Raw genomic sequence first — 23,529 nt, forward strand, 5'->3', positions numbered from 1 at the left:
TTTAAATGATCATTAATTGTTATTTATTGCATTATATTGCTTTTGGTTGTTCAAATTTAGTACAAGTTAACCATTGTTAATTCATATATTGTTACAGTTTAATGGTGCCAAAATACAGCCCTAGCACCATTCCACATAGACTACCTTGGCCGTAATGCCATGCTGCTCAAACATCTTAAGCCATCGGATTTGATTGCTTTGCAAGGTATCTCCAGGGCCTTTCACTTCGGCAAGGCAGTATTGCCCTTCTTTAAACAAGGCCAAGTCGGGAAAGCCGCTGCGGTTGTTTTTCGGATCGAACAAGATCCGTTTGAAAATAGCGGTTAAGGCCGTTACTGGAATGGTTGAAATCGCATTTATGATGATTTCTTCAGTGATCAGGCCCCAATGGACCCAGTCATTGCTGAGCCCTTGTTTGGCGTTATATACCGCTAACCATTTTTCCCATTCCCCAGTTTCCAGCTGATTGAGGCGCTCATCTATCTGCTGTTTGCGGTTGAGGTAGAAATCACGCGAAAACATATCTTTTGGTGAGCGCTGGAAGGGGTTAAGGAAAGCCCCTTGCTGGGCTGAAAAAATAAGGTCCCACAACGCAAGGCCGAACAAACCACAAAGTAGGGTATTTTCGAGGTAATAGGCTTGCCAACCTTGTTGTTGGTAGTAGTCGGCGACGTCCAGTTCAACACATGACTGTTGCGGTTTCAGCTGAATTTTTTCATTGGCAAAGGTTGGCTTTCTCCTCGGTGGCTGTTTGTCTCCCAACCTGTTGAGCAAACGGTGGTTGAGGACGTCGGCCACATCGGCTTCTTCTTCGTTTTGTGGTGTTGCGAGAATCTGTTTTACAAGTGTGAGTGCTTGTTCGGTTTTTCCCTGCTTATCCAGGATCCTGATTTGCCGCTCTCTGGACGGTGCCCGCTCACTGTGCTGAAAAAGAGTCAGAGCTTGCTCTAAACGGTTTGCGTCATGGTTGCCAAGCCTTTCTAGATCACGGGCAATATGATTGATGAGACGTTGGCGTTTTCGCTCCAATGGCTGCCAGTCGAATGCATCGGGCAAATTAAACTGCATCTCAGCGATGGCTTGGTTGTCTTTTGCTTGTTTATGCTGCCAGTAAGTGTCCGCCAGCTTGGATAAAGCCAGCCAGCTGTCAATGTGCTCTCTGTGTTTAAAAAGGCGGTAGGCTGAATCGATAGGGTAGCTTTCAAATTGTTGAATACCGATATCGGCTAAAACGAATTGGCTGAGGTCTTGGTGGGTATTGCCAAAAAAAAGTAAGCAAAATACCGCCAAGTGTTCTGCATGGTGGGCTTTCAGTACATCACTACTGTAGTTATTGAGATCCGGTTGATGAAGGGTGACTTGCTCAATAACTTCTGCTTTCTTAGCTTGCTTATAACCCGACAGAAAATCAAAGCGGCTGATAAGCTCAGGCTTTGTGAAAAGGTTACAATATTCACAATGCGAAATATCAGTGGGCTCTAGAGTGATCAGCCCGACACGGTTCAGCTCGGTAAAAGCTTGGGGTAGTAATTTGATTTCTGGATAACGGATTTTATCGCGTCTAAAAAAAGGTCCTTTTCGGGTGAGTAACCTGATATAGAGACATTGAGCCGCTTCACTGAGCGCAAAATAGGTGTTGCACCAAAGTGTTTCCTCTGGGGATAACAAATCAGAATATTGTTCAATGACAGTGCTCACCAAGCAATGGAAATTATCTCGGTAATAGGTGTCTGCTAAGTCAGGGAAAACGGCTTGGTTACTCATAGCGCTTCATGTGTTGATGGTATAAAAGTTGTTATTTAATAATGGTTTTATCAAAGTAGCATGATAGGGCTCGAAAGAGAGATATCATCTTTTGATTTCAATGGTTTGAGTGTTGTTTTGTTGGTAGAATTCAAATCATTATCCTTCAAAAAACAATTGGCTTAACCGGTGAAACCAAACCCAATCATCCAGTTTTTTATACTTGTTTTATTGGCAATAATGAGTTTTAGCACTGTTGCCGATGAAAGTGCAATAGATGCAAGCAAGCAACCTGACAACCTGGTGGGGGCGGTATGCGTGATCCGCAATGGGGATAACTTAATCATGCTGTCAGAGGTTATCACTAATAAGTTGTCGTTACCCGGGGGATATATCGATAAAGGTGATACTCCTCAAGAAGCTGCTGCGCGTGAAGCACTCGAAGAAACTGGGATTGCCGTTGAGGTTGAGCACCTTATTCAATACCGTGGCAGGGCAGCGATTTTTGCCTGTAAGGCGAGTTCACCTATTTTAGTGTCTTCATTTAAAGATAGCCGCGGTTATCCTATTGTGGCGTCATGGTTTTCCAAGCACTTTGCCACAGAAGTGGAACGTGTCTATCTCATCAATCCGTCTGCGATAGAAGTCGATGATTACCGCTATGCAGAAGATGCAGCCTTGTTATCGCAATGGTTTGCACAAACCCCTGACAGTGAGGTGAAGGTTTACGATCGTTTTGACGCTGAAATCAGCTTATTGCATGATTATGAGCTGGGGCTAATCGACAAGTTCCAACATTACATTTCGACATGGCCGTCTTCCTTGCAGTGGACTTTTTGTGTCTTGATGTATGGCATCAGTGTTCTGGGTGAGCCATGGTTTGTGTTTATCATAGCGGTTGTGATAGCAGGGTATGGCCGAATGCCGTTTTTCCTTGAGATGGCTTTCTTGATGCTGGTTGCTTTGTTTGGTGCTTCGTTGCTTAAGCATGGATTAATGATGCCCCGACCATTTTTCTTTTTTCCGGCACTACAGAAAGTCAATGCGTATGGGTTTGGCTTTCCCAGCGGGCATATTTTAATGGCTTCATTGCTCCTTGGTGTATGGGGGTATCTACTTCAGCTCAAATTCAAAACGATATGGTCAAAAATCATGGTTGCTTTGTTGGTGCTGTCACTGATCGTTGGACAGGGAGTCGCGAGGGTTTGGTTCGGTGTCCATTTCATTAGCGACGTGATTTTGAGTTTGATGCTCAGCACTGTCATCGTTGCCATGTTTATCGTTTGGCGCACCTATGAATTTACGGCTTTTCAACAGCAACTCACTAACCGCTGGTTTTGGCTTGGCCTGAGTGTGATGGTCGGGACGGTGGCTGGTATTTCGCTTGTGCCAGTGCAAGCGTATTTATTTGCAATTCTATTGGGGATCTTCCTCGCTATTGATTATGCCGTGCAGATAAACCAGTTAACACTAGAGCTTTCTGTTTCAAGGAAGCTTATAGCAAGTGCCTGTGTTCTGGTTGGTGCATTTGGAATTTATGGTGTGACAACGTCTATTGCCGCCATGCAAACGGTGAGCTTAATTGTATTGGGGATCAAGGGATTCGGTTATTTGTTACTAGGGGCTTGGCTTGCTTCAGGCTCTGCTTGGGTCCGCTACCAGTTGGGCCGATGGTGTGTTTAATGCGTAAAAAAGGTATTCGGGGCAGAGGATTGAAGCGGATACTTTTTTTCCCGATCCTGCTGGGGTAAAGTGTGACGACAACCAAATTATAAAGCAATGGAGAGGCCAGTCGTCGTAGGATACGGCGTGATACTGGACAAGGAGAGCAATGTTACCAGCACTGACACACCAAAACGGTACTGAAGAAATAGTACTGTCATTCCTACAACAACTTGAAAAGTCGGGTTTTTGTGGAGATATAGAAAGTTCGTATGCCAGCCGTCTTGCAGTGGCAACGGATAACAGCGTCTACCAGCAACTTCCACAGGCTGTTATTTTCCCCACCAACAACCAAGATTTGGTTATTCTCGGCCAACTGGCACAGACTAAGCCTTTCGGCAGTATTACATTCTCAGCCCGTGGAGGTGGTACAGGAACCAATGGCCAGTCGCTGACCCCGGGCATTGTCGTGGACCTCTCGCGGCATATGAACCAGGTGCTGGAAATCAATGCAGAAGAAGGGTGGGCGAGGGTTCAGACCGGCTTGGTAAAAGATCAGCTTAATGATGCGCTTCGCCCTTATGGTTTCTTTTTCTCTCCGGATCTCTCTACCAGTAACCGTGCGACCATAGGCGGTATGATCAATACTGATGCCTCAGGTCAAGGGTCGCTTAAGTACGGCAAAACCTCAGATCATGTACTGGGCCTCAAGGCGGTATTGGTTGATGGTTCGGTGCTGGACACTGAGCCGTTGCAAAGTGATGCGATTCAGTCACTGCCTGTAGCAACGGAGCTTGCTCGTCAGGCTCTCAAAGTGTCTGAACAGGTATGCCGAGAAAAGCGCGAGCAAATTGTCGAAAAATTTCCGCCGCTCAACCGTTTTCTAACCGGTTACGATTTAAAAAACGTTTTTGATGAATCACTGAGCCAGTTTGATATCACGCGATTGCTGTGTGGCTCGGAAGGCTCCTTGGCCTTCATTACCGAAGCCAAGCTCAACCTGACACCGATCCCAGAATCCCGTACCTTAGTTAATATCAAATACGACAGCTTCGATTCAGCGCTGCGCAATGCCCCAATGATGGTCGAAGCGCAGGCACTCTCGGTAGAGACTGTCGACTCTCGGGTTTTGAATCTCGCCAAGCAAGATATTATTTGGCATACAGTCAGTGAGCTGATCACGGACGTGCCCGATCAAGAGATGCTGGGTATCAATATTGTTGAATACGCCAGTAATGATCCAAAAGCCAACCAGCAACAAGTCGATGATCTGTGTCTGCAGCTTGATGAGATGCTGGCGAAGAAACAGCATGGCATTATCGGTTATCAGGTATGTACCGAGCTTTCTGATATCCAAAAAATCTACAATATGCGTAAAAAGGCGGTGGGACTGCTAGGCGCAGCAAAAGGCAGTAAAAAACCGATCCCATTTGCCGAGGATACCTGTGTGCCGCCGGAAAATTTAGCGGACTTTATTGCTGATTTCCGCCAGTTGCTTGATGAGCACCAGCTAGATTACGGCATGTTCGGCCACGTAGATGCCGGGGTGTTGCATGTTCGTCCTGCGCTCGATATGTGTGATCCCCAGCAAGAGCGCCTTATGAAGCAAATCTCCGATCAAGTGGTTGCTTTGGTGGCTAAATATGGTGGCCTGATGTGGGGCGAACACGGCAAAGGCTATCGCTCTGAATATGGGCCGGATTTCTTCGGTGATGAGCTGTTTACCGAATTGCGCCGAATCAAGGCGGCGTTTGATCCGGATAACCGGATGAACCCAGGTAAAATCTGTACACCGCTGGAAAGTGACGCTGAGTTAGTGAAAGTGGATGGCCTGAAACGTGGCTATTTTGATCGCCAGATCCCAGTGAAAGTGCGTGACAGCTTTAAACAGGCGATGGAGTGTAATGGCAACGGGTTGTGCTTCAACTACGACACGAGTTCGCCGATGTGTCCGTCAATGAAAATAACCGCTGATCGCCGCCACTCACCGAAGGGTCGGGCAGGCTTGGTACGAGAATGGCTAAGACAGCTTTCCGAGCAGGGCCTTGATCCTGTCGAGATTGAAAAGTCATTGATGGACAGTTCACCGTCAGTGAAGCAAATCATAGACCGTTTTAGGAATACCTTTGGCGCCAAACGCAACGACTACGACTTCTCCCACGAGGTCATGGAGGCAATGAATGGGTGCTTGGCGTGTAAAGCCTGTGCTAGCCAATGCCCGATCAAAGTCGATGTACCGAGCTTCCGTTCGCGTTTCATGAACATTTACTACAGCCGCTACCAACGTCCGGCCAAAGACTACCTTGTCGCGTATGTTGAAAGCTATTTGCCATTGATGGCCAGAGCCCCGGCAACCTTCAATGCGATTATGCGCCCGAACTGGTCGAAGAGCCTGACAGCAAAAACGATAGGCTATGTCGATATGCCAGCCCTGTCTGTACCGACATTGTTTGAAAGCTTGGACGGACACCATTCAACGCGGTTTGATCTGCAGTGGCTTCAAGCGCTGTCAGAGCGTGAGCGTCAGGACTATGTCTTGATCGTACAGGACCCGTTCACCAGTTATTATGATGCTGAAGTTGTTCGAGACCTGGTATTTCTTGCAGAAAGGCTAGGTAAAAAGCCAATGCTCGTGCCATTTAAACCGAACGGTAAGGCGCAGCATGTGAAAGGTTTCTTGCGCCAGTTTGCCAAAACTGCCAAGAATACAGCGGATTTTCTCAATCAACTGTCTCAGTTGGGTATTCCTATGATGGGGGTCGACCCAGCGCTTGTGCTGTGTTATCGAGATGAATATAACGAAATCTTGGGTGACAAGCGTGGTGATTTTGAAGTGCTGACTGCCCATGAGTGGCTCCTTCCTTTGTTGGCAGAAAAACCAGCGGTACCTCAAGTCGAAGGTGATGACTGGTATTTGTTTGCGCACTGTACCGAGAAAACCAAACTACCTAATGCGGAAAAAGAGTGGGGAACCATATTCCGTCATTTTGGTGCCAACTTGATGCCTGTTTCCGTAGGTTGCTGCGGGATGGCGGGGACTTTCGGCCATGAGAAAGATAAACTAGAAGTATCAAAAGGTGTTTTCGACCTAAGCTGGCAGCCTAATTTGGCGAAGCTGGATCCCGACAGGTGTTTGGCGACAGGTTACTCTTGTCGTAGTCAGGCAAAACGTTTTGAGCACATTAAAATGAAACATCCAGTCCAAGTCCTCGTTCGGATTTTGACTAGCCGATAGGGCTATAATCGCAGGTGTTTGCAACCAGTAAAAAAGAATGCGGCGTTTGGCCGCATTCTTTTTGTGTGTCGCTTAATCGTCGTTAGGGGAAAGCCACCGATAGACTAATCCAGCGATAAGCGCACCAAGTAACGGCGCTAACCAGAATAACCAGAGCTGAGTCATAGCCCAATCACCGACCATTACGGCAGGGCCTGTACTTCGAGCCGGGTTAACAGAGGTGTTGGTGACTGGAATACTGATAAGGTGGATCAGGGTTAGCGCTAGACCAATGGTCAAACCTGCCATGGTGGGTGAAGCTAACTTGTGGGTTGCACCCAGAATGACAATCAGGAACATGAAAGTCATTACAAATTCGGTGATAAAGCCAGACATCATTGTGTAGTTGCCAGGGGAATGATCGCCATAGCCATTGGAAGCAAGCCCGCCTTCTAGACTGAACCCCGCTTGGCCGCTCGCAATAATATAAAGAACAAATGCGCCAGCAATTGCCCCTAGAACCTGAAAGACAACATAGGGAATAACCTCACTGGCAGGAAAACGACCGCCTGACCACAGGCCGACAGTGACTGCGGGGTTAAGGTGACACCCTGAAATGTGGCCAATAGCATAGGCCATCGTTACGACGGTAAGCCCGAAAGCGAGCGACACCCCCAGCAAACCAATCCCGACTTCAGGAAAGGCTGCCGATAATACCGCACTGCCACAACCACCGAGTACTAACCAAAATGTCCCGATGAACTCGGCCACTAGTTTTTTTATCATTTAGGCCTACCTTTAATGAGTTACCACCGAAAAATGTGTCCATTAAGTGTAGAAACCCTGATTTGAGACACAGACTCAACACTGAAACGTGAAGTTCGATAAGCCGTTTTCATTGTGTTTTTATCTTTTTAAATCATGCCACTCTATCTTTTGAGACAGACGCTGTGACACTGTCCGAGACCATCTTCAAAGAGTGGTTACGTGCTATTTCCTGACACCTGTCTGTCCAACTTATCAGCGATAGTCCGCCATCAAATGCTTCGGCGATACAGGTGCAGTTTTCAATCCAGTCACCGTCATTGAGATAGAGTATTTCCTTGTCTTGGACAATGGATGGGTGGTGGATATGGCCGCAGACAATGGCATCGACATCCTGTTGGCGGGCATGGTTGATTGCAGCATGGGTAAAACGCTCGATAGCTTGGTTAGCTTTGTCGACTTTCGATTTCAGATAAGTGGCGAGAGACCAATAAGGCTTGTTACGCAGTTTCTGGAACAGGTGCCACCATCGGTTGATGAACAGTAGAAAATCATAACCGACATCTCCAACCATGGCGTGAAAGCGGTTATGGCATACGACGCTGTCAAATTGATCGCCATGAATTGCCAAAATGCGCTTACCGCTGGCCGTTGTATGGATATAAGTGTCATGAAGTTCGACATGGCCGAAGTTGTATTGTACAAACTTACGCACTGAGCTGTCGTGATTACCAGGAATGTAGATGATCCGAGTTCCAGCGCTGGCTTGCTCCAGTAGTAACTTAATGATTTGGTTGTGGCTCTCTGGCCAATAGTGTTTGTTTTTCAGGGACCACAAATCAATGATATCGCCGACCAGGATCAGGGTATCGGCCTTGTTCTTATTGAGAAAGTCCAACAGGTAATCGGTTTTACAGTCTTTGTTGCCCAAATGGATGTCGGATAGCCAAATAGTTCGGTGATGTGTGACTGACATGTCCCTTCCTTGAAGTAGCTTGGGTTTATATAACGCTAGAGCGTAAACATGACCCTTTGTTTGAGCTATCGTGACATCGTCATGTCAGTTGCAACTAGTTCGACTCCTTGTCTAGATAAGCTTCCAATTGGGTTGAAAGCCATCTTGACACTTTCCCGAGCTGGATATGCTTGCCATATATCACCCCGTAAGGCTGCCAGCGCATCGACTGGTAATGGTTGAGCACCTTTAGCGTACCATCGCGCAAATAGCTATTGATGAGCACGGATGGAACAGTAGACCAGCCATTGCCATCGAGCACCGCATTGCGCAGGTGTTCGTAAAAGGTCAGCGCGATATAGTTGCTAGAGGTGGGCGACACTGCGACAAGCGTTTGATCTTTAATCGCTGCCAGCACAAATTCTGTCGCATGAGCCAAGTCGTCGCTAAGCACTTCACTCAGGCTGTTAAGCGGGTGATCGGCCCGTGCTACTGACATCATTCTAATCTGGCCCAATTGGGTATATTGATTTTTGGGCAGGTTATCGGTCGTGGGCAATAAACAAAAAGCCATATCCACCATATTCTGCTCGACCATTTCATCAAGCTCGGGAGGTGGCGCGACATAGATAGAGATACTGCTATTCGGGTATTTGACACTCAGATCGTGGACTAACTGGCGCCAGAAGGCTTCCGGAAGGGCGTCGTCTCTGGCTATCCGCAATACTGATTCAACACCTTCGAGGTGCTGTTGGCATTTTGCGTGGATATCATTGGCGATCATCATGATCCGTTCGGCATCACTTCTGATTGAGTCGCCGATTTCCGTTAGCTGTACCTGGTTTCCACTTCGTTCAAGGAGCGATACGCCCAGTTCATCCTCAAGTGCGCTAAGCGCCGAACTGACCGTCGTTCGGTTTTTGCCACTCCGTTTGGCGGCTTCGGTAATCGAGCCCGTTTCGCAGGTGTCTAGAAACAGCGCTAATTGACTGAGTTTCATCGTGATCCTGTGTTCTGAGTAGGTTATGCGAGTAAGTGTAATTATCCTTTATCCTATAAAGAAAGTCTGTGTTAGCGTCAAAAAAATTGGCGCTCAGTGATTTTCAGCTTTTGAGTTGCCTCGGTATGATCATCAGTGAAAACAAAATTGGGAATCACGCAGGGGAAATAGAGACTCTGCACTGAGGTAGTTATGCAATGTAATGTGGCACTAGAGCGCAAGCTTTTACAATTTTCAACATTTTCTGCGCTGTTGTTTGCTGTTTTAGGGATCGGTTTTGGTCTATGGATGGGCTCGCTGGTTATTATTTTCGACGGTGCTTATTCATTAGTCAGTTTGGCGTTGACCGTGTTATCCCTGATGGCTGCAGCGTATATTCGCTCGCCATCACGAAAAGACTCTGAAGCGCTCCAGAAGGTTGAGCCGATGGTCATCGCGTTTAAAGGGTTAGTGATCACTTTCATGTGCTGTATTTCGTTCAGCTCAGCCATTGTGGCAATACTCGATGGTGGCCGAGATATTGATACTGGTTTAGCACTTCTTTTTGGTGTGATTAACGTCGTCGGTTGCTTGGCAACGTATGTTGTGATGAGAAAGTATGGCCAAAAGTCAGGCTCTAACTTAGTCGTTGCTGAATCAAAACAGTGGATGATGGATATGGTGATCAGTGGTGCGGTAATGGTGGGTTTTATTTTGGCAACCGTGATGCAGTATATCGGTTTGGCGGCATATTCTGTATACGCAGACCCTGTGATGGTAGTCGTTGCCTCTGTGTACTTTGTGATTGTACCGCTGAAGATGATGATTGGTGCCCTAAAGGAGTTGCGTGGCCCCACAGAATATAAAGCACTTACGGAAATGCGTTAATCGAAATAAGTTAGCGTAGTCGATGTGAATAGTAACAATGGGTAGGAGCTTGGCTCCTACCCATTGTTGTATCGAATAGTGTTATTTTATCGAAAATACTGTCTAGCGTTTAAGCAGCAGCGTGTCTTCAATCTCACGGAAGAAGTTGGCCGTGTTAATCAGTGATGCTGCGGTTAGTCCCGGAACGCCATAGATCTCTACGTCTATCCCGTACTTGCCTTGCACCTTATCAACAAGGAGGTCGAAGTCGCCATCTCCCGATAGCAAGATGACACGATCGACATCTGGCGCATGCTCCATTACATCGAGAGTGATACCCACATCCCAATCTCCTTTGGCAGAACCATCACTGCGCTGGATGAAAGGTTTGAGCTTAACGTCGAAGCCAATTCCACGAAGAATATTTTGGAATTGACGCTGTTTTTCGTCACCACGGTGAATGGCATAAGCGTACGCCGCCACAACTTCTCTGCCTTGGGTAGCTTCAGCCCAAAAAGCATTGTAATCAAAGTTACACCCATAGGTGTCTTTGACGGTGTAATAGATGTTTTGCACATCGACAAAAATAGCGACTTTTTCCACGGTAACTCTTTCTTGATGGGGCCAAGGGGTAGTATATACCTAAGTGATTGTAATATGTAATCTTCGGCTGGGGTAAAATTCAAAGGGCTACTGAATAACGTGCCGCTATCTGCTGGCATTAGGCAGTAGTTTGGGTATAAAGTAGGGCAACAAAATCGATAAGATTGAAGTTAGCCATGAAAAAATCCGTTATTGCCTTGTCACTTCTTGCTTGCTCGACAGGAAGTTTTGCCCAAAGTTGTCCGGTTAATGTACCGAATGATATCCATATCTCTGGTGAACAGGTTTCCGTTTACCAAGGCGGTGAGCCGAAGCTTTTGATAAATGAAGCTAACCAGCTATTTATTAATGGCAAGCAAGTTGCGCTTTCTGAGCAGCAGACGCAAGCCTTGCAATCTTACAGTGAGCATGTGAAATCGTACCTGCCCAAAATGGCAGATCTCGCCGATGATGGCGCGAGTATTGCGCAAGAGGTTATCGATGAGCTTTCATCGCACTTCGGAGAGAGTGATGCTTTCGCTGGTGCAGAACAGTTAGTTGATGAGTACAGCGCGAAGGCCAAGCAGAAGTTTTACCCTGAAGGCGAGTTTGTTATGCCGGCTGATGTGTTCGGGTCGATGGAGACCGATTGGAAGCAAGAGTTTGAAGATGCCCTGAAGCATATCAGTGTCGAGTCGGTATCGGGTGTCATTGCTTCCCTCTCTGAGGAAATGAAAAGCGGCGATCTGAGCTTCTCTGAATTCCAGGCCCAGCTATCTGAGTTGAAAAAGAGCCTACAGGATAAAATACGCCAACGCTCTGGTGAAGTCGCCGAGCAGGCAGGTTCTGTGTGTGAATCTATCGAAGGCTTGGCTGAAGAAGAGCAGGAGCTGCAAAAAGTCATTCCTGAGCTGAAAGATCACCCGATGTTTTATATCTAGGGCTGTAGTTGTAGGTGTTGTAACTTTTCTCGCTTAAAGCCCTGCAATGCAGGGCTTAGTTTTATGTGGCGACTCTGTTTTATGTGCTGGCTTTGCCTTATGCAGTGAAGCTGTCGCATGATGCATGTTTGATGTATTGGAGTTATTTTCTATTATTGGTTTGTTCTTCTGGTTCATTTTTCTTATGAACCCTTATTTATTGAATATAAAGTAGGCTGTTTTACTTCGTTTCGCGAAGTTTTGTGCAATAGCTCACTAAATAGCGCTTTGATTTCTATAACTAAAAGCGCTTTTCTTCCACATATGGATAATGTTGCACTACGCTCGGTCAAAATTTTGACCGAGTGACAAAAAATAAACTTCAAAGGTCATTGAAGTACATGAAAGTACAGCCCAGATTATTAATTTCCATTATATTTCCGCTGGTAATATCAGTCTTAAGCTTATTAATTTATGTAGGCTACAGCGAATATAAAAATAACCAAAAAGCAGCAATCAGCCAGGCGACCTCAAATGTACGCATTGCACGCGAATATTTGGAGCATCATTTTGCTTCAGCTGAGAGTCATATGTATCTTCTGGAGCAACTTTGGGAAGAGAAAAACAGCATTCCAGGCCTGATGGAAGCGGCGCAAACCATCGTCAGTGAAAAGAGTAAATATCTCGAAGTCGGCTTGTTGGCTTACGGTAATTACTATGGCACCGATGGTTTTTATAAAGAAGCAGCGACACATCAGTTTGTCAAACGTCCATGGTATAAGCCAGCGAAACCGGGGCAAACCTATATCACGCCAATATATCTGAGTGACAGCACTGAAAAGTGGACGGTTGCCTTTGTTGCCGTGCTGGCACCTTTAGAGCGGCAAGAAGTTCGGGTTATTTTGGAAGTTGATGTCGCCAGTTTGTACGAAAACTTATCGCTACTCAAGACATTGGATAATGGCTATGTTTATGCGGTTGAGCGAGGGACCGGAAATATCGTCATGCACCCGGACTCAAGCAGGATCGGAACGCCTTCGGTCAGTGTGGGCCAAGATTTGCTGGCCGTTATCGAGGAGGGTGAGGGGACAGGTATCATCCCTTCCTACGAGTATCAGGCTAAAGAAAAATTCAGCGTTTATGACGCCGATCCGTTGCATAACTGGGTTGTATTATCCGGTGCGGCTAAGTCTGAAATCATTATGCATACTTTCAGTATTAGCGCTGTGACTTTATCACTTTTGGTCTTTATCTTAATTATTGGGTTATCGTTTTACATTATCCACCGAGTACATATTTATGGTAGGCAACTCAGTGAAGTCGAGAGTATCCCAGAACTGCTTGATGCGTTGAAGCAAATGGCTGAAGGGGTAATTGGCTGTCAGTCAATCCATTTGTATATGCGAAATGCCTACTCTGGAGATTTTGAATCGGCTCAGTGTAAGCATTGTATTTCTGAGAAAGAGTTACGACTGAATTTAGCATCAAGGCTGGGAAACTTGGCAAAATTGCCAGAAAAGCAACCGGACATCCTATCGGCCTTTCTTGCGCCAGGTAAAACCTGTATCCGGGTCCCATTGACCAAGAATAAGCAGCTAATCGGACTGTTGTATATTACCGCTCCGCGTTTGGAGCTGCCGTTCTTTATCAATATGCTGAGAACGTATGCGCAAGGGGCGTTAGGGCACGTCATGTTGGCATTAAGAATCCAGCAAACGGACGCAATGACTGGCTTAATGAACAAGAATTACCTGCAAGCCCAGATTGAAAAGCAGCTCAAAGCAAACGGGAAGTGCTATGTTGCCATGATAGATATTGATGATTTCAAAGTTATCAATGATACCTATGGGCACATGTTCGGCGATAAAGTGATCACCTCTGTGGCAAATTGCCTGAGGCAGGAAAGTGATCGGCCTGCTGTCGTGGCCCGTTATGGAGGTGAAGAGTTCGCTATCTTGCTGCCAGCTAAAGACTTACCGGCCGCAAAAGCAAAGTTGGACTCTATTCGTTCTAGTATCGCTTCTGTTGTTATCGAAAGTGGCCGTAAGTCATGCCGGGTGCACGTGAGCATAGGGGGGGCGGAGATCAGCGAAAATATGGAAACATCCATAGCCAGGGCTGATCAGGCACTTTACCAAGCGAAAGCATGTGGAAAAAATCAAGTAGTGATTTATTGTTTAAACAGTATGTTACAAACGACTTTCGCCGAATAGTGAAAACATGATTGGCTAGACAGATCATGCATTATCGGTCTGATATGGTTGTTATATGAGCCAATATTCATGGTGGTGTTGAGATGCTGAAGCTTGCTGTGATCATTATACTTTTGTTGCTGGGGGCATTAGTCACCAAGTATCTTGATGAGAAATCGCAACAGAAAATTTTGATTGGCTTCGGGGTGCTGGTGGCACTTGCCGTTGTGGGATTGATGGCCTCAGAATTGATGCGATAGGTTTTTACCCTCCGAATGTATGTTATGCAAAAGAAAGCCCGCTACTGCGGGCTTTCTTTTTTAAGATTGGTAAGGTTATCGTGCGCGAGAGCGATTTGGTTTACCACCAGAGCGTGACTGGTTTGGTTTGCCATTACGCGGGGCGTTTCTGGCGTTCGATGATGAACCATTGCGGCTACCGTTTGGCTTGCTGCCTTGCTTGGCTCCTTGGTTATTACCGTTACTTCCGGAGTGGCTACCATTCTTACGCTGGCCACCACGCTTACCATCTTTACGGATATCTGGCTGGTTAGGGTGCTTGGTTGCAAAGCGTTTTGAACCATGGCGGCCTGATCCGCGGCGTTGTGCTGGTGTCATCTCAGCGTCGCTGCCTTCTTCTGGTACCAAGCAGCTTGCTCTGTCTCCGATCAAGTGCTTTTTGCCCATGCTGATCAGTGCCTCACGGATCATCGGCCAGTTAAGCGGGTCATGGTAGCGTAACAGAGCCTTGTGCAAGCGACGTTGACGTTCACCTTTGGCAACAAACAAGTCTTCACGTTTTTTGTATTTAACACGCTTGAGCGGGTTAGTTTCCGAGTGGTACATCGCAGTGGCATTACACATCGGCGATGGGTAGAAGTTCTGTACCTGATCACACTGGAAGTCGTTCTTTTTCAGCCACAAGGCCAAATTCAGCATATCTTCATCGGTTGAGCCTGGATGGGCAGAGATGAAGTAAGGGATCAGATACTGTTTCTTACCCGCCTCTTTGCTGAATTTCTCGAACATTTCCTTGAAGCGGTCATAGGTGCCCATGCCCGGCTTCATCATCAGATCCAGTGTGCCTTTCTCGGTATGCTCAGGGGCAATCTTCAAATAGCCACCGACGTGGTGAGTCACCAGCTCTTTGACATATTCTGGTGATTCAACCGCGAGGTCGTAACGAACTCCTGAAGCGATCATGATCTTCTTGATGCCATCAACGTTACGTGCCTTGCGGTACAGGTCGATGGTGTGCTTGTGGTCAGTATCGAGCTTCTTACAGATCTCAGGGAAGATACATGATGGGCGACGGCAGTTCTTCTCAGCGCGGGGATCGGAACAGCCTAGGCGATACATGTTAGCTGTTGGGCCACCTAGATCAGAAATGGTGCCGGTAAAGCCCGGTACTTTGTCACGAATGTCTTCCAGCTCACTGAGGATTGACTCATGAGAGCGGTTTTGAATAATACGTCCTTCGTGCTCGGTGATTGAGCAGAATGAACAGCCACCAAAACAGCCGCGCATGATGTTAACACTGGTCTTGATCATGTCATAAGCCGGGATTTTCGCCTTGCCATATGCAGGGTGCGGTACACGTGCGTAAGGCAGGCCGAATACATAATCCATTTCCTCTGTAGTCAGAGGGATTGGCGGACGGTTAATCCACAGCTCGCGATCACCATGCTTCTGCACCAAGGCACGTGCTGAGTAAGGGTTAGTCTCCAAGTGCATCACACGGCTGGCGTGCGCATACAAGATACGGTCGTTACGCAGCTTTTCGAACGAAGGCAGACGAACTACTGTTGTTTCGGCATCATGGCGAGAAGGTTGGATCTGCACCGGCTTAGCTTCAGGTTCTTGTGCTTTTTCATTTTTGTTGGTGGCACAGGTTTCTTCTGTCGCATATGGGTTAGGCATCGGCATGGCCTTGCCCGGTTTTTCGATGCGGCTAGAGTCGATCTCTTTATAGTGCTCAGGGCACTCGCGCATGATAACCGCTGTACCGGCGATATTGGTCAAATCCGCAATGTTTTCGCCATCTGCCAAGCGATGGGCCACTTCCACTAAGGCACGCTCAGCATTACCAAATAGCAGAATATCGCCTTTGGCATCAAACAGCACAGAGCGACGGACTTTATCTGACCAGTAGTCATAGTGGGCAAGGCGGCGAAGGCTGGCTTCGATACCACCCAGAACAATTGGGGTATCTTTGTACGCTTCGCGGCAACGCTGAGAATAAACCAGTACCGCACGGTCAGGACGCTTGCCACCTTCATTATTTGGCGTATAAGCATCGTCATGGCGCAATTTACGATCGGCGGTATAGCGGTTGATCATGGAGTCCATGTTACCGGCGGTGATACCGAAGAACAGATTTGGCTGCCCCAGTGCCATGAAGGCATCTTTATTGCCCCACTCAGGCTGCGCAATGATACCAACACGGAAACCTTGTGCTTCAAGCAAACGTCCGATGACGGCCATACCAAAGCTAGGGTGGTCGACGTAGGCATCACCGGTAACGATAATAATGTCACAGCTATCCCAGCCCAGCGCGTCCATCTCGGCACGGCTAGTCGGTAGGAAAGGTGCGGTACCGTAGCATTCCGCCCAGTACTTTGGATACTCGTTAATTTTGTCTGAAATCATTTGCTTACAGTTTTTCTCAAAATGGGGCATAGCGGGGCATACAGATGCCCGGCCTTTTTGATTATTTGTGTCTTTTACCTATACCAACGAAAACAGCGCCGGAGTCATATCGGGCGCTAGAGAATAGTATAGGGTGTTTAAAAGGGGAGCAGTTTACCACGTTCGCTGTGTATTACATCTTTTTTACTCTTTCAGTACATAGTAAGCATTGCGAGGAGAATGGGGAAAATTAATTCGCAAGGGCCAGTTTGCCTCTGCCGTTTTGCTCATTCTGTAATAGAATACACGCGACCAACACTCTTTCTTATAGATAAGGAATGCCATGAGCAGCCAGAATGCACAATCAGATGATGTAGTGATTGTCAGTAACTCTTCCGACAACCCTTTCGCGATCGACGTCGCCTATGCAATGGGTCAGGATGAAGATATCTCCGATGTCATTAGCATGAAGCACTTCATGAACACTGAGTTTTGCCCGCGCTTTATCTCAGATGAAAATGACATGGAGAATATCGGCAACAGCTTAGATGGCAAAACGGTTGTCATTGTTAGTACCGGTAACCTGGTGACAAATCGCCAGGAATTGGCAATGCATAACCTTATCATTGCACGTGCAGCCAAAGAAAATGGCGCTAGCCGAGTGGTTTTGGTTGAGCCAGATTTATTCTTCTCAGCTCAAGATCGTGGTCCCCGTGCAGAGTTGGGTGATCCCGCCGGTGAGCGTGATGTAGCCGACATCAAGAAGTTTGATAGCCAGCCCTTTACTTCTCAGCTTTACGCGCAGATGCTAAAGCTTGCTGGGGTTGATGATGTTGTGACGGTGCATAACCATTCTGTGTCTGTACAGAAAATGTTTAGCGAAGTGTTTGGTGGCCGATTCTACAACCTTATTCCTTACAAGATTTACGCCCACTACTTGTTGAATTCAAATATTTTGAGTTACGGGCCAGACGGTGAAGGACTTGTTCTGTGTGCGCCAGACAAAGGTGCTCGCGACTTCGTCAAAGAGATGTACAACACTCTTGGTTTAACCAAGGCAAAGTTCATCATGTTAGACAAAGAACGTACTGCTGAACGTAAGGTAGAAATCACCCTTCACGAAGAAAGCGAAGATACTTTCGACGGTCTGAATAACCCTAGTATCGTGCTATTTGATGATATGGTTCGAACGGGTTCAACAGTAGTAAAATCCTGCCAGTTCCTTCAGCAGTTAAAACCTGAGCGCATGGTATTTACCGTTTCACACTTCTACGCAAGCACCGAAGGCCGTGAGCGCATGTCTGACCCTGCACTGGGTGAGATCCTGACATTGAACACAATGCCGACGATCCTTAACAGAGATGAGCAAGGCCGTTTACGCAAGAAAATGGTTGTCCTGAAAATTGAGAAATTTTTGGCTCAAGAGCTGTGTAAGATTCTCAACATAGCACAGCGCTCTGAAGAGACTAATCCTTACAAAATTGACATGTCATCAAAGAACCCTCGCTTCCAGCGTAAAATTTGGTTCTCAGATCAACTATCCGAACTGTAATCGTTAATATGGTTACGTACGTAACTCATTTTGCCTCCGGTTCAGAGTGACGACTAAGGTAGAGGCTGCAAAAGCCTTTGCCACGAAAAAAGATGTCTCTATTCAAATAGATTTCTGAACAACATAGGGAAACGGGCTGTTTCCCTATATTCTCAACAGCTTTTGATACTCAAATATCTGTTTTCAAGGTCATACCCTGCTTACTGTGAGATTTTTCATATGTGGCATGCTGGATAAAAGCCTCGCTGAGCGGAGTTTGGTGTTTGAGCGGGGCGCGAACAATGTGCCAATTGGTGAGAATTGGAAAATTAGCGACAGAGAGTTTCACTAAACTTGTACTGGGCTCATCTTCCAATGCGTATTCCGATAAAATGGTCAGCCCCATACCTGCGATAACACAATGCTTGATCGCTTCGTTACTTTCGATAACCAGTTTCGGTTTGAACTGGAGGTTGAGTTTTTCAAAATGGGCATCGATAGCGAATCGGGTGCCGGACCCCGGCTCTCTGGATAGCCAGGGGTAGTTCAGTAGCTCTTTCGGTTCTATGTGCGATTGGTTTGCCAGTGGATGATCTTTGGGTGCAACGGGGTAGAGCCGATTAGGCAGAAACTGGATAGAGTGAGGTTCCATCTGCGGCTCTAAATGGCTGAATAGATAGATGTCATCAAGTCCTTGGTGATAGCGCTCCAAAATAGATTGCCTGTTACCCACTTTCAAAATGATATCTATAAGAGGGTATGTATCACAGAAGCTGCCCAATAAGTGCGGAATAAAATATTTAGCTGAGGTAACAACGGCAACTTTTAGGGTTCCTGCTTTTATCTCGCTCAGGTTAGCTAAATCAATTTCTAGCCGATCAATGGTATCAAACAGCTCGTTGCAGTAATTTGCCAAAATATCGGCTGCTTGAGTGAATACCATTTTTTTACCGACAACCTGGTACAAAGGCATGCCGATTAAGTCGGTGAGCTGGCGCAATTGGATGGAAACAGTGGGCTGAGTCAAGTTTAGTGTCTTGGCTGCTAGGGTGATGGACCCTAGTTCATAAACACTTGAGAATACTCTTAAGCCTCTAATGTTGCCGAGCCGGGATCTGAGGTGTTGTTGGGACATGTATAGATAAATACCTATGAATATCATGTTTAATATTAATTATACTTTGGGTATTGAATCCTGCATATTTTCCTCAAGCAAAGCACCCATGATGGTGTTCTGCACCGAGGAGGCAGCATGAGTTTCAATCAACTACTTATCCCTATTGCGCCAGAACAGCCGCTTGATGAATCCTTTCACCAGGCTTTCAGATTTGCTAATCAAATTTCAGCCCAGGTGACGTTGTTGACTGTCATTGAGGACTTGGCTGAGTTAAAGGAAATCTCTCGTTTTTCATGTACAACGCTCGATCTTATTGATAAATCAACTAAAATTTATCACGGCATTCTGAAAGAGTGGGTACAGGTGCTCAAACAGGAATACACCAACATCAAATTTCAGACCAAGATACGCATTGGCATCCCGTTTATCGAAATCATTAAAGAGGCGAATGATAGCCAAGCCACCATGGTGATCCTCGATACCCACAGAGAGGCAAAAGAAAAAGCCTGCCAGCGGGGGAGTACGACTTTACACATAATGCGTAAGTCCGAAGTGCCAATCTGGTCGATAAGTACAGCGCCACGGCCGGTGAAAAATATCGTAGCGGCTTTGGATATCTCAAACCAAGACTACCGTGAATTTAATGAAAAGATTTTGGCGCTAGCTGTTGAGTTTTGTTCGATAACAGGAGCCAACTTAACCGTTTGTCATGCATGGCGGCTGGATTCGGAAGGGTTCTTGAGAAAATGGAGCGGTTATGACGACTTGGATATAGCGCTTATATCTAAAAAAATGCGGGATGATAGGGTAGGAAGACTGCGATCTTTGCTGATGCCATACGAAAACAGCCCAATTCATACTTCGATAAAAATATTGGAAGGGGAAACCCGTCAGATATTGCCTAAATATGTCAATGAAGAAGGGGCTGATTTAGTGATATTAGGCTCGTTGTCTCGCACCGGTATTGCGGGTTTCTTGATGGGCAATACCGCTGAGTCACTGCTTAATGAAATCAATTGTTCGGTCATTACCCTTAAACCTGATGACTTTACGTCACCGGTGCTGGATGAGGGGTGATACGGATTTTCGCCCCATCACTTATACTCAATGGGTATGACGGTATTTTTGCGTAAACCTATTGCCTTTTGGGGGAGGGAAAACCATGAAAATAGATAGTAATGATGTGTTATCGGCAAAGCTGCAGGTTATTATTCATTGGGCTGTAAGAGCGCTCTCAATTATCATGGTTTTTGTTATTGTAATGGGCGTACTCGATGTGGCCTGGATATTGTACCAGCGCCTGATCACACCTCCTCAATATATACTGACAATCTCCGATATGCTGGCGACTTTCGGTGCCTTTATGGCAGTGTTGATAGCAATCGAAATCTTTATCAATATTACGATCTACCTTCGTGAAAATGTTATCCATGTAAAAATAGTCATGGCAACAGCTTTGATGGCGATTGCTCGTAAGGTGATAATTATTGATGTTGAAGAAATGGAAGTTGCCTACTTGTACGGTATCGCTGCGGTTGTGCTGAGTATGAGTATCGGCTATTGGTTGATACATCAGCTACCACGAAAAAGTCATCTAGAGGAATAATTGTGATAACGAAAGTTTATTCAAAAAATGAATATTCCTAGGGATATTTAAAGGTAAGCCATTACAAATTACCTCTGTAATAAAGAGTTTCCAGAGAGATTATTCCTTTTGGAATTATGTGTGGGTGAAAAAATACGCGCATCTTATTGACTTGATTGCATTTCGCCATTAAATTGACGCTCGTTAGAGTTAATACTCGATGGGTTTTATAATGAAAAAAAATGGCTTTACACTGATAGAAATGGTCGTTGTGATCGTGATTCTTGGCATCTTAGCTGTTACCGCTGCTCCGCGTTTCTTAAATTTGCAGGTAGATGCCCGAAATTCTGCACTGGAAGGATTGAAAGGTGCTGTTGAGTCTGGGTTAGAGATTGGCTATGGCAAAATGGCGATGGCAGGGCTAGAAAGTAGAGCCCATATTACAAATCTTGACTCAGCAGAAAATGATACCGGCAAATATGTAGGGGAACCGATTCCTATTCCAGGCTGTGAGCTGAACTCAAATAAGCGTGAGCGATGTATATTCAGATATGGTTATCCTGAGTCTAATTTTTATACGATTACAACCTTAGTAGATGGTATTAACAAACACTACGAGGAAGATAAAGATTGGGGGATTACGAAACTTAATGATGAGGATGCATTGCTTATAACCGATAAAAGGAACCTTGACTACACTGTTGTTCCTCCAAAGTTAATCAATAACAGCTGTTATCTACGCTACCTTCATCCTACTCAAAAAGACGAGACTTATCGCTTAGAGATAAGTACCTGCCAATAAGTATCACGAGTTAATTGATAACACCCGCTCTATGTAATGAGCGGGTGTTATTAATTTGAGAAGATGTTAGCAACAGAGTCTATGACCCTTTTGATTTACTGAGCTGTGGGAATAAGGAGGCTTACTCCTCCTTACTTTTTATATCTCATCTTTTTTATAGTTCACTTTATATTTGTTATTTTATTGATATAAAAGATAAATTTTGAATTGGTTTAGTCCTTCCTAAAACTGCACACTGTTTTCCAACAAGTCATTCCGAGAATTAACTCGAAGAAGGTTGGAGAATAATTGCATGAAAAAATCACTGTTTGTTATGGGGAGTCTGTTGGCTTCTTTAAGCTTCTCACCCATTGTCATGGCGGATTTAGAAGATTGGCACGAGGAGCGTGTAGAAGAACGCCGTGAGGACAGACGAGAGGAAAGGCGTGAGGAGCGTCAGGAAGAACGCCAAGAAGAACGCAGAGAGGAGCGTCGCGAAGAAAGAAGAGAAGAGCGCCGCGACGATTAATCTTTTTAGATAGTTATCAATGCTGCTGAGTCGCACAAGCTGTACTCAGCAGCTGTTATTGCTCAAGGCGTTTCTTGTCTAATGGGATTATTGAACCGGCTTGAGCCGGTATAGCTTGAGCTCGTAACCATTAAAGAAACTAGTGAGCAGGCGGTTCTCTCCGGGAATTAATCGTACCGAACTGACAACGTTGGTGTTTTTATCCAGGTTGTCTTTTAGAGTAGGATCATCCGCATTAGCATCAATTTGGCGGATCACGATGCGATCATCGACATCTTTCTGGTAGTGGCTGAGGTATTTCACCTCAAACTTCTGATCTTGCTTGTCCTGCCCATACACGTTCATTCGATTACCGTTTAACTCGATATAAAAACGCAGGCCGTTTTCGGCAGTGGTGTACCACATTCCCTCATGTTGGTTAAATGTTGGCAAGATCCTTTCTTTGGCTGTGATTAAAGCGGCAGAAAAAATCAGTACGGTAATGAAGAAGTGGATAATTACTGTTTTATTTTTGAACATACTAGATTCTCGTCGCAGCCATAAAGCGTTTCTTTTACCTTGTCGATATATTGGTAATTGTTTTGTTCAAGCAAGTTTTCAAGCACTTCGATTTCACTATCTTCAGGAATGAAGAGGACTGTTGTATCACCCATGCTGTAAGCGGTATCGGTTGGCAGGAACCAGTGCAGCATGGCAACAATCACTAGACTTGTACACAAAGCAGAAAGGTAGAACCGAACAGACTTTAGGTGAGAAAGCGAGTTTCTGTCGCTTCCTTCTTTAGTATCCGATATTGATTGGCTTGCGCTTTGTTCCGCCAAAGCTTTGTATGCAACTGTATTTGTGTTCCGGGCTTTAGAGTGAGCATTTTCAGCTGTTGGGCGAGTAACAATTGGCTGCTCAGAAGGCACTGAGGAGTCGACAGAGGAGCTATGCGCTAGATTCGAGGATTGATGAATCACTGAGGTGGTTGGCTCAGTGTCATGATATTCCGGCATAACGGTCAGTTTATAACCGCGCTTTGGCACAGTCACAATATACGCTTTGCCTAGATCAAACAGTTTGGATCTCAGACCATTGACCGTTTGGTTGATGGTGAAATCAGAGGCGTAGGTTCCGGCCCAAATGGTATCTGCCAATTCTTTTCTCAGAGTAACCTCTGGGTAGTTTTGGCAAAGGATTTTCAGCAATTCCATTTCTTTAACTCGGAGTTTATTTTTCGCGCCAGTCTGAGTATGCCGAATGGTCAACTCATTGACAGAGACTTCCAATGTCTGCAATGAGATATAGGGTGATGTAGGTGATTGGTTATTTTGCATATTGTTCGAGTAATGGTTGCGTTATCAAAAGCCAATATAGAGCAAAAAAATAGGTCTAACGTTATTTTTCTGTCAAAAACGGCCATATTTCAAGCAAATGATAGCTAATATACGCTGCTTTTTTGAGGTTGATAAAGGCAGGTTTATAACAATCCTGCCTT

The 23,529-nt window shown here is 45.8% G+C and carries 20 protein-coding genes; 11 read left to right on the forward strand and 9 right to left on the reverse strand.

Annotated elements, in window-relative coordinates; translation table 11 throughout:
- Positions 1-120: 120 nt before the first annotated feature.
- Entirely contained in the window at positions 121-1,764 is a 1,644-nt protein-coding gene (locus tag R2X38_RS04965) for a VRR-NUC domain-containing protein (protein WP_317521048.1), read from the reverse strand.
- A 219-nt stretch (positions 1,765-1,983) separates the two neighbouring features.
- Between R2X38_RS04965 and R2X38_RS04970 the strand changes: the two genes are divergently transcribed.
- Both R2X38_RS04970 and R2X38_RS04975 read left to right on the forward strand, forming a co-directional pair.
- Positions 1,984-3,426, forward strand: a complete 1,443-nt coding sequence (locus tag R2X38_RS04970) for a phosphatase PAP2 family protein (RefSeq protein ID WP_317521049.1) — start codon at positions 1,984-1,986, stop codon at positions 3,424-3,426.
- A 148-nt stretch (positions 3,427-3,574) separates the two neighbouring features.
- Positions 3,575-6,640 (forward strand): FAD-binding and (Fe-S)-binding domain-containing protein, encoded by a 3,066-nt coding sequence (locus R2X38_RS04975; RefSeq protein WP_317521050.1) that lies wholly within the window; start codon positions 3,575-3,577, stop codon positions 6,638-6,640.
- A gap of 72 nt (positions 6,641-6,712) precedes the next feature.
- Here the strand turns inward: R2X38_RS04975 and aqpZ are convergent, their stop codons facing one another.
- From aqpZ to R2X38_RS04990, 3 genes are all read right to left on the reverse strand, one after another.
- Positions 6,713-7,402 (reverse strand): aquaporin Z, encoded by a 690-nt coding sequence (gene aqpZ, locus R2X38_RS04980; protein WP_317521682.1) that lies wholly within the window; start codon positions 7,400-7,402, stop codon positions 6,713-6,715.
- Between the two features lie 136 nt (positions 7,403-7,538).
- Positions 7,539-8,360, reverse strand: coding sequence for a UDP-2,3-diacylglucosamine diphosphatase (locus R2X38_RS04985; RefSeq protein ID WP_317521051.1), 822 nt, complete (start codon positions 8,358-8,360; stop codon positions 7,539-7,541).
- Between the two features lie 94 nt (positions 8,361-8,454).
- The gene (locus R2X38_RS04990) at positions 8,455-9,339 is read right to left on the reverse strand and encodes a LysR family transcriptional regulator (RefSeq protein ID WP_317521052.1); all 885 of its coding nucleotides are present in this window, start codon (positions 9,337-9,339) and stop codon (positions 8,455-8,457) included.
- Positions 9,340-9,531: 192 nt separating this feature from the next.
- Between R2X38_RS04990 and R2X38_RS04995 the strand changes: the two genes are divergently transcribed.
- Positions 9,532-10,206 (forward strand): cation transporter, encoded by a 675-nt coding sequence (locus R2X38_RS04995; protein WP_317521054.1) that lies wholly within the window; start codon positions 9,532-9,534, stop codon positions 10,204-10,206.
- Between the two features lie 102 nt (positions 10,207-10,308).
- Here the strand turns inward: R2X38_RS04995 and R2X38_RS05000 are convergent, their stop codons facing one another.
- On the reverse strand, positions 10,309-10,788 hold the full coding sequence (locus tag R2X38_RS05000; protein ID WP_317521056.1) for an NYN domain-containing protein: 480 nt from the start codon (positions 10,786-10,788) through the stop codon (positions 10,309-10,311).
- Positions 10,789-10,964: 176 nt separating this feature from the next.
- Here R2X38_RS05000 and R2X38_RS05005 point away from each other — a divergent pair, with 176 nt between their 5' ends.
- The 3 genes from R2X38_RS05005 to R2X38_RS05015 all read left to right on the forward strand — a co-directional run bounded on the left by R2X38_RS05005 (position 10,965) and on the right by R2X38_RS05015 (position 14,139).
- Entirely contained in the window at positions 10,965-11,708 is a 744-nt protein-coding gene (locus tag R2X38_RS05005) for a DUF2884 family protein (RefSeq protein ID WP_317521057.1), read from the forward strand.
- A gap of 380 nt (positions 11,709-12,088) precedes the next feature.
- Positions 12,089-13,900, forward strand: a complete 1,812-nt coding sequence (locus R2X38_RS05010; protein ID WP_317521058.1) for a sensor domain-containing diguanylate cyclase — start codon at positions 12,089-12,091, stop codon at positions 13,898-13,900.
- Positions 13,901-13,983: 83 nt separating this feature from the next.
- Positions 13,984-14,139, forward strand: coding sequence for a hypothetical protein (locus R2X38_RS05015; RefSeq protein ID WP_317521059.1), 156 nt, complete (start codon positions 13,984-13,986; stop codon positions 14,137-14,139).
- 75 nt (positions 14,140-14,214) lie between these two features.
- Here R2X38_RS05015 and R2X38_RS05020 read toward each other — a convergent pair whose 3' ends face one another.
- A complete protein-coding gene (locus R2X38_RS05020; protein WP_317521060.1) occupies positions 14,215-16,527 on the reverse strand; it encodes a YgiQ family radical SAM protein in 2,313 nt (770 codons plus the stop codon).
- Positions 16,528-16,849: 322 nt separating this feature from the next.
- On the opposite strand from R2X38_RS05020, the gene R2X38_RS05025 reads away from it, so the two are divergent.
- Positions 16,850-18,058, forward strand: a complete 1,209-nt coding sequence (locus R2X38_RS05025) for a phosphoribosyltransferase family protein (protein WP_317521061.1) — start codon at positions 16,850-16,852, stop codon at positions 18,056-18,058.
- A 169-nt stretch (positions 18,059-18,227) separates the two neighbouring features.
- Here R2X38_RS05025 and R2X38_RS05030 read toward each other — a convergent pair whose 3' ends face one another.
- Complete coding sequence (locus R2X38_RS05030) at positions 18,228-19,199, reverse strand: LysR family transcriptional regulator (protein ID WP_317521062.1); 972 nt, start codon at positions 19,197-19,199, stop codon at positions 18,228-18,230.
- Positions 19,200-19,289: 90 nt separating this feature from the next.
- Between R2X38_RS05030 and R2X38_RS05035 the strand changes: the two genes are divergently transcribed.
- From R2X38_RS05035 to R2X38_RS05050, 4 genes are all read left to right on the forward strand, one after another.
- Entirely contained in the window at positions 19,290-20,231 is a 942-nt protein-coding gene (locus tag R2X38_RS05035) for a universal stress protein (protein ID WP_317521063.1), read from the forward strand.
- Positions 20,232-20,316: 85 nt separating this feature from the next.
- Complete coding sequence (locus R2X38_RS05040; protein ID WP_107297610.1) at positions 20,317-20,760, forward strand: phosphate-starvation-inducible PsiE family protein; 444 nt, start codon at positions 20,317-20,319, stop codon at positions 20,758-20,760.
- Between the two features lie 211 nt (positions 20,761-20,971).
- Positions 20,972-21,541, forward strand: a complete 570-nt coding sequence (locus tag R2X38_RS05045; RefSeq protein ID WP_317521064.1) for a type II secretion system protein — start codon at positions 20,972-20,974, stop codon at positions 21,539-21,541.
- Between the two features lie 292 nt (positions 21,542-21,833).
- Positions 21,834-22,049, forward strand: coding sequence for a hypothetical protein (locus R2X38_RS05050; RefSeq protein WP_317521065.1), 216 nt, complete (start codon positions 21,834-21,836; stop codon positions 22,047-22,049).
- A gap of 87 nt (positions 22,050-22,136) precedes the next feature.
- Here the strand turns inward: R2X38_RS05050 and R2X38_RS05055 are convergent, their stop codons facing one another.
- Positions 22,137-22,568, reverse strand: coding sequence for a hypothetical protein (locus R2X38_RS05055; RefSeq protein WP_317521066.1), 432 nt, complete (start codon positions 22,566-22,568; stop codon positions 22,137-22,139).
- The gene (locus R2X38_RS05060) at positions 22,547-23,368 is read right to left on the reverse strand and encodes a transcriptional regulator (RefSeq protein ID WP_317521067.1); all 822 of its coding nucleotides are present in this window, start codon (positions 23,366-23,368) and stop codon (positions 22,547-22,549) included. Before R2X38_RS05060 ends, R2X38_RS05055 begins: the two co-directional genes overlap by 22 nt.
- Positions 23,369-23,529: the final 161 nt, after the last annotated feature.

This window comes from Photobacterium rosenbergii (assembly GCF_033022775.1).
Lineage (GTDB): Bacteria > Pseudomonadota > Gammaproteobacteria > Enterobacterales > Vibrionaceae > Photobacterium > Photobacterium rosenbergii_A.